Source organism: Psychrobacillus psychrotolerans, assembly GCF_900115805.1.
Lineage (GTDB): Bacteria > Bacillota > Bacilli > Bacillales_A > Planococcaceae > Psychrobacillus > Psychrobacillus psychrotolerans.
Genome location: NZ_FOXU01000005.1, coordinates 204592 through 217478 on the forward strand (window position 1 = coordinate 204592; position 12887 = coordinate 217478).

Annotated in this window: 15 protein-coding genes; 12 read left to right on the forward strand and 3 right to left on the reverse strand. The window is 36.9% G+C overall.

Going from position 1 to position 12887, the window contains the following annotated elements; genetic code table 11:
* Nucleotides 1–157: 157 nt before the first annotated feature.
* From BM260_RS11740 to BM260_RS11750, 3 genes are read left to right on the forward strand one after another with little or no spacing between them, the layout of a single operon-like run.
* Nucleotides 158–532: an ArsR/SmtB family transcription factor gene (locus BM260_RS11740; protein WP_093537536.1), complete on the forward strand. Its 375-nt coding sequence runs from the start codon at nucleotides 158–160 to the stop codon at nucleotides 530–532.
* A complete protein-coding gene (locus tag BM260_RS11745) occupies nucleotides 516–2612 on the forward strand; it encodes a heavy metal translocating P-type ATPase (protein ID WP_093537537.1) in 2097 nt (698 codons plus the stop codon). The genes BM260_RS11740 and BM260_RS11745 overlap by 17 nt, the downstream gene beginning before the upstream one ends.
* A 19-nt stretch (nucleotides 2613–2631) precedes the next feature.
* Nucleotides 2632–3756: a GNAT family N-acetyltransferase gene (locus BM260_RS11750; RefSeq protein WP_093537538.1), complete on the forward strand. Its 1125-nt coding sequence runs from the start codon at nucleotides 2632–2634 to the stop codon at nucleotides 3754–3756.
* Between the two features lie 62 nt (nucleotides 3757–3818).
* On the opposite strand, the gene BM260_RS18210 is transcribed toward BM260_RS11750, so the two are convergent.
* The gene (locus tag BM260_RS18210) at nucleotides 3819–3974 is read right to left on the reverse strand and encodes a lmo0937 family membrane protein (RefSeq protein WP_139219921.1); all 156 of its coding nucleotides are present in this window, start codon (nucleotides 3972–3974) and stop codon (nucleotides 3819–3821) included.
* 108 nt (nucleotides 3975–4082) lie between these two features.
* Here BM260_RS18210 and BM260_RS11755 point away from each other — a divergent pair, with 108 nt between their 5' ends.
* From BM260_RS11755 to BM260_RS11785, 7 genes are all read left to right on the forward strand, one after another.
* Nucleotides 4083–4361, forward strand: a complete 279-nt coding sequence (locus BM260_RS11755) for a late competence development ComFB family protein (RefSeq protein ID WP_322788088.1) — start codon at nucleotides 4083–4085, stop codon at nucleotides 4359–4361.
* 335 nt (nucleotides 4362–4696) lie between these two features.
* Nucleotides 4697–5125, forward strand: a complete 429-nt coding sequence (gene mntR / locus BM260_RS11760; RefSeq protein ID WP_093537539.1) for a transcriptional regulator MntR — start codon at nucleotides 4697–4699, stop codon at nucleotides 5123–5125.
* A 242-nt stretch (nucleotides 5126–5367) separates the two neighbouring features.
* A complete protein-coding gene (locus BM260_RS11765) occupies nucleotides 5368–6228 on the forward strand; it encodes a CvfB family protein (protein ID WP_093537540.1) in 861 nt (286 codons plus the stop codon).
* 96 nt (nucleotides 6229–6324) lie between these two features.
* Entirely contained in the window at nucleotides 6325–7242 is a 918-nt protein-coding gene (locus BM260_RS11770) for a DUF1002 domain-containing protein (RefSeq protein WP_093537541.1), read from the forward strand.
* Nucleotides 7243–7532: 290 nt separating this feature from the next.
* Nucleotides 7533–8501 (forward strand): ring-cleaving dioxygenase, encoded by a 969-nt coding sequence (locus tag BM260_RS11775; RefSeq protein WP_093537542.1) that lies wholly within the window; start codon nucleotides 7533–7535, stop codon nucleotides 8499–8501.
* 33 nt (nucleotides 8502–8534) lie between these two features.
* Nucleotides 8535–8816 (forward strand): GNAT family N-acetyltransferase, encoded by a 282-nt coding sequence (locus tag BM260_RS11780; protein WP_093537543.1) that lies wholly within the window; start codon nucleotides 8535–8537, stop codon nucleotides 8814–8816.
* Nucleotides 8817–9158: 342 nt separating this feature from the next.
* Entirely contained in the window at nucleotides 9159–9626 is a 468-nt protein-coding gene (locus BM260_RS11785) for a DUF4064 domain-containing protein (RefSeq protein ID WP_175496280.1), read from the forward strand.
* 17 nt (nucleotides 9627–9643) lie between these two features.
* Here BM260_RS11785 and BM260_RS11790 read toward each other — a convergent pair whose 3' ends face one another.
* Nucleotides 9644–10135 carry a GNAT family N-acetyltransferase gene (locus BM260_RS11790; RefSeq protein WP_093537545.1) on the reverse strand — a complete coding sequence of 164 codons (492 nt, stop codon included), beginning with the start codon at nucleotides 10133–10135 and terminating at the stop codon, nucleotides 9644–9646.
* A 218-nt stretch (nucleotides 10136–10353) separates the two neighbouring features.
* Here BM260_RS11790 and BM260_RS11795 point away from each other — a divergent pair, with 218 nt between their 5' ends.
* Entirely contained in the window at nucleotides 10354–10692 is a 339-nt protein-coding gene (locus BM260_RS11795; RefSeq protein WP_093537546.1) for a hypothetical protein, read from the forward strand.
* A gap of 45 nt (nucleotides 10693–10737) precedes the next feature.
* Here BM260_RS11795 and BM260_RS11800 read toward each other — a convergent pair whose 3' ends face one another.
* A complete protein-coding gene (locus BM260_RS11800; RefSeq protein ID WP_093537547.1) occupies nucleotides 10738–11862 on the reverse strand; it encodes an MFS transporter in 1125 nt (374 codons plus the stop codon).
* A gap of 104 nt (nucleotides 11863–11966) precedes the next feature.
* On the opposite strand from BM260_RS11800, the gene BM260_RS11805 reads away from it, so the two are divergent.
* Nucleotides 11967–12854 carry a diacylglycerol/lipid kinase family protein gene (locus BM260_RS11805; RefSeq protein WP_245762715.1) on the forward strand — a complete coding sequence of 296 codons (888 nt, stop codon included), beginning with the start codon at nucleotides 11967–11969 and terminating at the stop codon, nucleotides 12852–12854.
* The last annotated feature ends 33 nt before the right edge of the window (nucleotides 12855–12887 follow it).

The window sequence follows — 12887 nt, forward strand, 5'->3', positions numbered from 1 at the left end:
TTAAGAGGAAATGAAGAGTAAAAGCTACCCTGTTTTTAAGCGATAAAATCTAAAATAGTAAAAACATTCAAATACTCATTAGAATAAGTTGCATATTAAATATTCTGAACATATACTGAATATAACAATCAAACAATCATTTGAATGAGGTGGAAATATGCAGACAAAGGATATGTGTGAAGTAACAAAGGTGAACGAAGACATAGTGTTTTCCATAAAGAACCAAATACCAGATTTAGGAGCAGCAGCTCAAATCTTTAAAGCACTAGCAGATGAAACAAGGTTGAAGATAGCATTTGCATTAACAATAGAGGAAGAACTTTGCGTTTGTGATGTGGGTGAGATTATAGGTTCATCTACAGCTACAGCATCTCATCATTTGCGATTTTTAAGAGACTTATCCCTTGCTAAATCAACACGTAAGGGAAAACAAGTTTATTATTCCTTAGCAGATCATCATGTGAACGCGTTAGTAAAAATCGCATATGAACATGCAATAGAAGAAGGTGAAAAGGATGGTAAAAGTAGCTAAACAAGAATATCGATTAGAAAATCTTTCATGTGCCAATTGTGCCATGAAATTTGAGCAAAATATAAAAAAACTTCCTGATGTAGAGGATGCAACAGTTAACTTTGGTGCTTCTAAAGTATCGGTCATTGGTAAAGCAACAATAGGGGATATTGAAAAAGCTGGGGCGTTTGATGGCATAAAAGTGACTACAGTCAAACAAAGTCAATTAGAAAAAATTCCTTTTTTCAAACGGAAAGAAAATATACTCACGGTTATTTCATTTGTATTTCTAGTTATAGGGATTATCGCATCGTTCACTTATGAGGAAGCACATCCACTTTCTATAGGGTTATTCATGATTTCTATAGTAGTAGGAGGCTTCGATTTATTTAGAGGTGGATTAGCCAATTTATCTCGTTTTTACTTCGATATGAAGTCGTTAATGACTATAGCTATTATTGGTGCAGCAATTATTGGAGAGTGGCGCGAGGGAGCGGTAGTAGTATTCTTATTCGCGGTGAGTGAAGCTTTAGAGGCTTATTCGATGAATAAAGCGCGTCAATCCATCAGTCATTTAATGGATATTGCGCCACCTACTGCAACGATCCGCAAAGATGGAAAGTTAATAGAGGTTGATACAGAGTTTATACAAATAAACGATGTACTAATTGTGAAACCAGGGCAAAAAATTGCAATGGATGGAATTGTACTGAAAGGTACTTCTACAATCAACCAGGCGTCTATCACCGGTGAATCATTACCAGTTATGAAATCGGTAGACGATGAGGTATTTGCTGGTACGTTAAACGAAGAAGGATCACTTGAAGTACGAGTGACTAAGAGAGTAGAAGATACAACAATTGCGAAAATCATACACCTTGTTGAAGAGGCGCAAGCGGAAAAAGCACCTTCTCAAAAATTTGTAGATAAATTTGCAAAATATTATACACCTGCAATTATCATGATAGCTATATTAGTAGCTATAATTCCTCCGTTGTTCGGATCAGATTGGCAAACATGGATTTACCAAGGGCTTGCGGTATTAGTTGTGGGTTGTCCATGTGCGTTAGTAGTATCAACTCCCGTTGCCATTGTTACGGCAATCGGAAATGCAGCAAAACAAGGTGTATTAATCAAAGGTGGTATTCACTTAGAAGAGATTGGTCGACTTCAAGCAATTGCATTTGACAAAACTGGCACGCTTACCAAAGGGTATCCAGAGGTAACGCATGTAGAAGCAGATGCACCAAAAGACTTTATCCAAAAAGTAATGTCCATTGAAATCTACTCTCAGCATCCATTGGCAAAGGCTATTGTAAAATATGGTGCAAAAGAGCATATTCAAAGTGTAGAAATCGAGCATTTTCAATCTGTCACTGGCAAAGGGGCAGAGGGTATAGTGGACGGAACAAAATGGTCAGTTGGAAGTGTTAGTTGGATTTCTACTATCAGCACTGTTTCCTTTGAAGTCATTACTAAAATTGAACGGTTACAAACGGAGGGTAATACAGTCATGCTAGCTTCGGCAGATGGTGTATATCAAGGGTTTATAGCTGTAGCAGATCCAATCCGTGAAACTAGTGTAAATGTGTTAGAGCAACTGAAAAAAGCAGGGATAAAGCATACTGTCATGCTAACAGGAGATGACAAACGTACGGCAAACGCTATCGCAACAAAACTAGGTCTGACGGACGTAGAAGCAGAGTTAATGCCAGAACAAAAACTTTTTGCCATAAAAGCATTAAAAGAAGAGTACGGCACGGTTGCAATGGTTGGAGATGGTGTTAATGATTCTCCTGCACTAGCAGCTGCATCAGTTGGTATAGCGATGGGTGGAGCAGGAACAGATGCGGCACTTGAAACAGCGGATGTGGCTTTAATGGCTGATGACCTAGATAAGTTACCTTATACAATCCGATTAAGTCGAAAAGCATTGCATATTATTAAAGAAAATATTATGTTTGCATTAGGATTAAAAATAATTGCATTGCTACTCATTATTCCAGGATGGTTAACTTTATGGATTGCTATCTTTGCAGATATGGGGGCTACTCTATTGGTAGTGCTTAATTCATTAAGACTTATAAGGATAAATAAATAGCGTGTACGGAGGCGGGAAAATGAAGCTTACGGAATGGACGATGGAAGAACAAGAACAACTGATCCACTTCATGACGACGAATAGTTGGCCGTATCATGGAAACTCACACCCAGCAAGAGAACTAATCGAAAAAACGATTGAAGAAGGCGGATATCAATCGGATGAAGTTAAAACCTTTTGGATTGAAAATGAAACAAATGAAAAGGTTGGTTTCGTAAAAATTTATGACCTACGAGATGAAATTCCTCTTTTTGACTTGCGAATTGCAGATCATGCGAGAGGTAGTGGTTACGGACCGGAGGCATTAAAGCTTGTAGCTGAGTATGTATTCCAACTACCAGAAGCGAAAATTCGTTTAGAAGGACATACAAGACAGGATAACTTTGCAATGCGCAAAACTTTTGAACGAGCTGGATTTGTAAAAGAAGCACAACTTCGACAAGCATGGTTTTCTCCTAAAGAGAGTTCCTATTACGATGCTGTAACGTATGGTCTAACGAGAGAAGATTTCTTAAAAGGAACTGCAACTCCCGTGAAGTGGGATGAAGATTTCCCTAAGACTTATCCTGCTAAAGAAGAGCTAACCTTTGCGGAGGAGTTTTACACAGAACGATTGTTGATACGAGCTCCAAAGGTAGAAGACGCGGATGAAATTTGGAAGGCGGTAGTCAATTCGGATGCTGCACTGAAAGAATGGATGCCATGGGCCCAAAAAAAGCAGTCATTGGAGCAAATTACAACGAATATACGTCAAGCAGTTGCCGACTTTATAACTAGAAAGGATTTACGCCTGCAATTGTATTTAAGGGAAACAGGAGAATTTGTAGGTGCTTCTGGATTGCATCGAATTGACTGGAACGTTCGGAAATTTGAAATTGGCTATTGGATTGATAGTAAGTTTGAGGGGAAAGGCTTAATGACAGAAGCATGTGAACGCATAACACAATTTGCATTCGAGGAACTACTGGCCAATAGAGTAGAAATTCGTTGTGATAGTGAAAATGTTCGAAGTCGCTCTGTAGCCGAAAGAGCTGGGTTTAAGTTGGAGGGCATACTTCAAAATGATTCTTTATCTGCCGATGGGGAAAAATTGAGGGACACCTGCATATATGCCAAAGTCAGGGAATCTCAAGATTCTATTTAAAATTTCAATTTGAATATCAATGAAAAAATAAAAAGGTGTTGCCGTTTAGGCAACACCTTTCTTCATAGTGATCGTTTTCCACTGATTAGTTGAACTACAAAAATGATACCCGCAATGATTAGTAGTGCATGAATAAATCCGCCGCCAATCTTTAATACTAAACCAAGTAGCCAAAGTACGATTAATACTACGATAATTCCCCATAAAATTCTACCCATTTCATATCTTCCTCTCTTTATTTAATTTATCAAGTGATGTTGATATTTAAATTTTACCCGTTTGGGTATAGTATTAAACATGCTTCACTTTTTATATGCATGAAAGGAGTGTTATCATTGCTTACTAATGTGATGCAAGAAATAGTTCATAGCCTTGTCAGAGTGATGATGAGAGGGTCCGAGTATCAAACCTTTTGCAAATGCGAACAATGCGAACGAGATATTATTGCCTTGAGTTTAAATACATTACCTGCTCATTACGTTACAACAGAAAAAGGAAGAATAGCCGTTTTTGAGCGCTTAAATACAGCAGAAAACTTAGAATGGATCAACAAAAGAATTATCCACTCCATCTATGTTGTGGGTAAGTACCCGCATCGTCACTAAAACCTTGTCTTTTTTCGATAAGGTTTTTCCTCTGTTTAAATATTAATAGATAAATGCTTTTTGCTCAGACTTTTTCTAGTTCCAGCGCCTAGCCCCTCGAGTCGTTTCAGACTTGCGGGGCCGCAGGATGCGGGTCAGTCAGTCGTTGCGACACGATGTCGCGAACTTCGACTGACTTCGACTGGGCAATGAGCGCCTTATTCCAATTCTTCCAACGCATTTCGGGGCTAACATAGGCGCTTGCACCTTTCAAGATATAGGAATAAATATCTAGAATTGTGATAGGGTCTTTATTGTAGTAAAATATATAGAGCAAAGATGAGAGGAAGATAAATATGCCAACACCAAGCATGGAAGACCATATTGAACAAATTTATTTGTTGATAGAGCAAAAAGGATATGCTCGTGTGTCTGATATTGCAGAAGCATTGTCTGTATTACCATCTTCCGTAACCAAAATGGTTCAAAAACTTGATAAAGATGGCTTCTTAATATATGAAAAGTATCGAGGGTTAACTCTTACGGCAAAAGGAATGAAGCTCGGAAAAAAATTAGTAAAAAGACATGAACTTTTAGAAGATTTCTTGAGAATTATTGGCGTAAAGGAAGAGAATATTTACAATGACGTAGAGGGAATTGAACACCATTTAAGTTGGAACTCCATCGACCGTATTGCAGATTTGGTATTATTTTTAGAGGAAAATCCAGCATTACAATCCAAGTTAATGGAATTACAAGAACCAGAAAATGAGCAAACCTTGTAAATGTTGTTTAAAGGAATACCACATGATACATACAATCTTTGGGAATGATAGAGGTTGAGTTTTAACACAAAAAGTAGAATATAATCTTTTGTGTGTATGAGTTTACAATAGAGTTTATGATTTATATGAATCGGCTATAGGGAAGTAGCATAACCTTTTTTGCAGTCTAATCACTTTATATATAATTCAGAAGAAGCGAGTAAAGATCGATACCATATTTGGTGAGAAGGAGAGCGGTAATTTTGATAGGAACAGCATCAGGAGAAATAGTAAAGTTACAAGTGAAAGAACAGGACGGATCGAAATGGATTTTAACATATGATGGAATGGATATTCCGTTAAATGCATCTGAAGCACCAGAGGGCGTAGAGGTAGGTGGCACAATAGAAGCATTCTTATTTGTGGACAGACGTGGAAATCTATCTGCCACAACACAGCTTCCATCTATTCAAAAAGGCACATACGGATGGGCTCGTGTCATTAAAGTAGTCGATAGAGATGGCGTTTTTGTTGATATCGGTACTTCTAAGGAAGTTCAGGTTAAAGAAGATGATCTACCAAAAATAAAAGAACTATGGCCTGCTGTTGGAGATCATTTATATATGACACTCCGTACCGATAAAGATGGTGAGTTATTCGGTCGATTAGCAACTGAGGACCGAGTAGAAGAGCTATATATAGATGCACCAACGACATTATTCAATCAAAATCTACAAGCACGTGCATACCGCTTGCTTCCTGTAGGTACGTTTTTGTTAAGTTTTCCTGAAAACTATCGAATTTTTGTACATGAGTCAGAACGCTTTAATGAACCGCGGTTAGGTGAAGATTTAACAGTACGCGTTATTGACGTGAAAGAGGATGGATCTTTGAATGGTTCCCTTTTGCCACGTAGACATGAACGTCTAGGAGACGATGCAGAATCTATATTCCGTTACCTGAATGATGTTGGTGGTAAAATGCCATTCACAGATAAGTCTTCTCCAGATGAAATTCAAGAAATGTTCAGTATGAGTAAAGCTGCTTTCAAACGCGCCCTAGGTAAACTTATGAAAGATAAAAAAATTGTTCAAGAAGATGGTTGGACACAATTGAAAATGTAGTTCATACGGAGTAAAAAGAATCGATTAGTCGGAACTTTTTACTCCTATTTTCGTATTATTGAGGGAATGGAAGAGAAAGGAAAGGGGTTAAATAGTATGAAGAAATTATTATTGCCATTCATTACAGCAATGTTATTAATAGGTATGGTTATTGCGCCTACTTATTCATTAGCAGACTCAGATGGCTCCACTGAAGAAGAAGTTGTAAATGAAAAATTTGGTGCACCTATCATCGTATATGGTGGAAATTTAACTGCTGAGCAAAAAGACAGTGTAAAAAAGAGCTTAAAAATAACGGATAAATCAGATGTTCAAGAAATAGAGGTAACTGGCAAAGATTTAGCAACATATTTACAAGACGGAGATGCATCTGCAAGAATGTTCTCTTCTGCTAAGATCACTCGAAAAGACGCTGGTAAAGGTCTAGTGATAAGCATAGTTACACCGGATAATATTACTGAAGTAACATCCGAGATGTATGCAAATGCAATGCTAACTGCGGGCATTAAGGACGCAGTAGTAGAAATTGCTGCACCTAAGCCTGTAACGGGTCATTCAGCACTAGTAGGGATATATAAAGCCTATGAGGTTTCGGGGGAAGAACTTGATCCCGAACGTACAGATGTGGCCAATGACGAACTATCTATTGCTACTAATCTAGCAAAAGATGCAGGTATTGATGAGGCAAAAGTGAGCGAGTTACTAACAGAGATTAAAAAGCAAATTGCAGAACAAAATCCAGTTTCTCGTGAAGAGGTGGAAAAAATTGTTTCGGAGCAATTAGCTAATCTAAAAATTGAGCTTTCGGAAAAGGATCGTCAGCTGTTGATCGATTTAATGGACCGTATTCGTCAATTAGATATCGATTTCAGTCAATGGTCAGATCAACTGAATGATTTAAGTAAAACAATTGAAGACAAGATTGGAAAAATAGTCGATAATGAAGGATTTTGGGAAGGTGTCAAAAACTTCTTTACGAATCTAATAGATTCGATTCGTTCTATTTTTAACTAATGTATGAGCCCTCCTTCTTAAATAGATAGGAGGGCGTTGTTTTGTTCAAAATTTATATTTTAAGAAAATGCACCAATACTTATGTGGTTTTATATACAATTGCAGATTATATAAAGTGGATCTAGTTGATTGGAGGGAAGAGCGGTGACTGCAGTGGGAACAGCGCGAGCTGAAGACCCTGGACTGAGTTTCTTAAAGCCTTGTTTCTTTATTTGCACAAAATACAAGGATTTGTTATTATGGAAGTAATATATCTCGACTTCAAGATAAAATAATGAGGAGGTAAAGAAATGAAATTAGCAGGTATCCACCATGTCTCAGCAATTACTGCAGACGCTGATAAAAATCATGACTTTTATACAAGAATATTAGGAATGCGATTAGTGAAGAAAAGTGTAAATCAGGATAATCCTTCTTCTTATCATTTGTTTTATGCAGATGCTGTAGGTACTCCAGGAACAGACATGACTTACTTTGACATACCCAATGCAGGAAGAACATATCCTGGTGTATCTAGTATTAGCAATACAAGTTTCCGGGTCAAAAATGAGCAAGCTCTACATTTTTGGAAAAGTAGATTTGAAAAATTTAATGTACCACATGATTCTATTATAGAAAGGTTTGGTCGTAAAACACTTTACTTTGAAGATTTTGAAGGGGCAAGACTTATGATAGTGGTCGACAACGGGGCTGGAATACCTTATGGCGAAGCATGGGTTAGAGAGGAGATTTCAGCGGACAATGCAATTGTTGGTTTAGGTCCCGTAAAGCTTACAGTTCGAAAATTAGCACCTACTGAAAAGGTCTTAACAGAAATACTTGGATTTGAGTTAGCTGGTTCCTACCCATCGGAGGTACTGGACATGCCAGATATTCAAGTTTATACGACGGGAAAAGGCGGTCCAGGTGGAGAAGTTCATATCGAGACACGCACAGATTTACCAATGGAGCGACCTGGAAGGGGTAGTGTACATCATGTAGCATTCCGAATTCCTTCAATGGAAGATTACCCAAAATGGGAGGAGCGCTTACGTGAAAATGGCTTTACCACTTCTGGTTTAGTAGACCGATACTATTTCAAGGCAATCTATTTCAGAGAACCAAATGGCATTCTATTTGAATTATCTACCGATGAGCCAGGATTCGATACGGATGAACAAATGGATAGCTTGGGAGAACGATTAGCACTACCGCCTTTTCTAGAAATGAGAAGAGTGGAAATTGAAGCGAAGTTGCGTCCGTTGTCAATCAATAAATAAATGTGCTAAAATTCAGAAAAGGAGTGGTTATTGATGGAATTTGAATTTAAAGAATTAGGAAACGATGTATATGCGTTTCAATATATACAAGGCGGGGAAAGATTAGGCGAAATTACTTGGACGTTACTTGGAGATGTCATGGTGATGGATCACACATATGTATCGGATCAACTGAGAGGACAAGGGGTTGCCAAAAAGTTATTAGATAGCGCTGCTTCTTATGCAAGAGAGCAGGAGCTAAAGATGGAGCCGGTTTGCTCATACGTAGTGGCAGCCTTCTCAAAGTCTAACGAATATGATGATGTAAAAGCATAAAAGAAATTTGTATACTTCATAACAAAAAGGCAATCCGCTTCTATTTAGAAATGGATTGCCTTTTTATAATAGCATTATTAAATTTGTGTGAAAAACACTAAAATTCCTGTTAATACCGATGCACCTGCTAACGTATAAAGGAAATCTGCTTGGTTAAAAATTATCTCTTTTTCCATAAATTCCACCCTCTCTTTTTATGTTGATAGTTAAATATTACCCTGGTTTATAAATGTTTAAACAGGTTTAAATTATTTTATGAAGGGGATTTTAAAATTATACGAAACCTTTTCAACTATTAATCGTAGAATGATAAGAAGTGTAAAAATGAAGGGACTGAATTCTATGTCACGTACAGGAGAAATGGTATTAAGTGTTATTAGTGCAATTATGACATTACTTAGTATTATTTTAGTAACAGTTTTAGTGGTAAGTGGAAGCAGCATATTGAAAGATGAAGAATTTAAAAAAGAATTTGAGAATACGATTTCGAATGAGCCTACATTTACGGAAACTGACCAACAATTGATAAATGATAATATGAGTTTAGCAATCGATGCATTTAGCATATTTGGTTGGGTATTTATAATTATTCTTGTCATTAGTCTAATCCTAAATATTATCGGAATCATGTCTATTTCCAAAAATAAAAACCCGAAGTTAGCAGGAATTATGTTCATCCTTGCAGGTCTTTTTGCTGGTGTAATATCGCTAACATCAATTCTATTGTATATTGCGGCTATCATGTGTTTCGTTCGCAAACCACCAGTTCAAATACAAGAGGAATACTATACAACTGAAAAGTCACTTTAACAAACAAAAACACCGACCTATAAGGCCGGTGTTTTCAATAGATATACGTATTTAGCAGTAGATAAAGGGTGACCCTCAAAATATTCATCGAATTCTTCTAAACATTCGAAGCCGAAGTTTTCATAGAATTGACGGGCATTATCATTTAAGCTTTCCACGTAAACAAATAATTGTCGTCCAGCTGGCATTTGGTTTAGCCCAGCTAATAATAGTTTTTTTCCATATCCACTTTGTTTATATTCAGGTAACACATAAATAGCAGTTAGTTCTGCATCTCCATCTTCGTCGGTATAAGTAAAGTTAGCGAAACCGATGGGATTGCCTTCATATTCAGCGATTAAGAAGATAGTTTTCTCTATTCTCTTCACAATCATCATAGGGGAATAAGCCTTTTCTAGAAAAAGAGTTTGTATGTCATCAGGTATAATATTCTTGTATGTATCGTTCCAACTGACCTTTGCGATCTGTTGAATTACTTGAATGTCATCTAACGTAGTCGCTCTAATCATTTGAAATCACCTCTAGATTCTTTTTGTAATCATAACAAAAATAACTATAATCTTCTACATATATATACAATTAAAATCATTTAGATATCAAACTGTAATATAAGATGTGTAATGAAGCATTAAAATCATATACCTCTAAAGAATTAGTTTGTTAAGGTGTTAACTTATTTAATAGTGGGTATATACATTATATATAGAAAACCTTGGAGGTAATTAGGATGGCAAAAAACAAATCACTATTATTGGCAGGATTAGCGGCAGGAGCGTATGCATATTTCAGTAAGAAAGAAAATCGTGAGAAAGCAGTAGTGGCTTTTAATAATACAAAATCTAAAGTGAATGCTTACATAGACTCACAAAAACATCAAAGATCCGATTTAACGGCAGCGGGACATCCAGATCCTTACGATACATCAGATAATAATATGGTCGATGAAGGAGCTCTTACAAGCGTCCAGTACTATAATGATGAAGTTCAGGACAACCAGAAGAAAGACGATACAAATAAGCAAGACGGAGAAAAGAAGTCTAATCCTAATGACCAAATAACTTTATAATCTTAATAGGACAGGAATGTGTCAAAAACCACATTCCTGTCCTATTTATTTTCTCCACGTAATGGTCAAGATAGACACTATTAACAATATGATTCCTGTCATAGTAAACCCGCTCGTAGCATCCAATTCTAGAAAGCCAGTGATACTCGATCCCACAACTACTCCTATAGAAAAGAAAGCATAGAAATAGCCATATGCTTTTCCTCTATAGGATTGCTCTGTTGAATCTATTAATAATGTGTTAATAGATGGGAAAAGAAATGCAAATCCTATTCCATATAACCCCATCCAAATATATAGTAAGTTCAGTGAATCTGTATGGCCAAGCAATAGCATACTTACTCCCATGATGCTCATGCCAAATGTAAGTGTATAGATGGGTTTTACTCGGTCAAATATTCGATTTATCGGAAGGATAAACACTAAAATTGCGACAAAGCCGAAAGTACTTAGAAGAAATCCGCTTGTTTTAGTGTCAAATCCTAAATGCACTACTTTTAAAGGGAGCATATACGCTAATACCCCTTGCGAGAACATTAAGAAAAAAGCACCTGCAAATGACTTAATCACTCCACTTTTTTGGAAAATAGAGTGAACGGAATGGTGAGAGACATCCTGCTCTTTTCTTTCGATAGCTACTTTTCTTAACAAAACTAAAGACAGTATACTTAAAGCAAGCATAATAGAACCTGTCATTCCTAACACAAATACCTCATTTTTTTTGCTTGCGAGAATACCACTTGTAGCGGGACCAACAATTGCAGCAAGTCCAACAAATGCACCTGATAGTGCAACTCCTTTACCTCGTTTTTCATGCGAAGTCCTATTAGCTGAGTAGGTAAAAGCTGCAGGTACAATTAGTCCAGCTACTAAACCATGTATAAAACGTATTAGTAATAATCCAAACTGCTCGCTAGCAAATTGGTAAAGGAATAAGGAGAAACTCGTTGCAAATAAACCAGTGATGAGTATGTAATAGGGTCCTTTTCGATCAGTTAGAAATCCAGAAATAATATTACCAAATGTATTCGAAAGAGAATACATCCCTACAACTAAACCAGTTATAAAAGGAGTGGCACCAAGAGATTCTGCAAAGGGGCTCATAATTGGTAGTTGAGAAAATAAGTCAAAAAATGAGATGAAGATAATAATATATATAAAAAAGTGCAATACTGCTCCTCTTTTCTATAGTAGCTTTTATTCTAGTATAAAGGTTTTAAATGTATCGATAAAGGGAATTTGGAACAAAACAAATCATGCAAGGGGGAAGTCTTATGAAAGCAATGTTCATCTATAACCCATCTTCAGGAAAAGCGGATGCCGAGCAATATAAAGAAACAACAGTTAATGTGTTAGAAGGTTTGGGGTATGAAGTGATTATTAAGGAAACGAGTAAACAAAATGATGCCACCATATTTGCCACCCAGGCGTGTGCTGAGAAAGTAGACTTTTTGTTAGCAATGGGTGGAGATGGGACGATAAATGAGGTTGTCAATGGTCTCGCTGAACAACCTAACCGGCCTCTATTTTCATTTATTCCACTCGGTACTGTGAACGATTTTGCTCGTGCACTTGGCATTCCATTGGAGCCTGAGCTTGCTATTGAAGCTTTAAAAATGACGAACACACGATTAGTGGATATTGGGCAAATTGGGGATAAATATTTTATGAATATAGTAGCTGTTGGTGAGATAGCTAGTCGTGTTGCGGATACTACTGTTGAACAAAAAACAAAAATGGGTTCACTTGCTTATTTGCTAGAAGGAGCAAAAGCCGTTATTTCGAACGAAGAAATAGAAATGACAATAACGCATGATCAAGGAATTTGGAAAGGGACACCTATGCTTATACTTGTGGCTTTAACGAATTCTGTAGGTGGATTTGAAAAATTGGTAAATGCAGCGGAAGTAAATGATGGAAAGTTACATATTTATATTATAAAACAAGCAGGATTGGCTTCTATAGCAAGAATGGGAGCAAAAGTCCTGTTGGGTACACTAGAGGAAGATACTGGAGTGGAAGTAATCGAATCTAGTAATGTATTAATCGAATCTGGAAATCCTCTATATTGTAATGTAGACGGGGATGAAGGAGATTGCACGCCACTGAACATTCAAATATTACCTAAACATTTAAAAATGCTAGTCCCTCAAAAAAACTGAGTCTAAAAGGTTGAAAAAATATATAATTTCCAG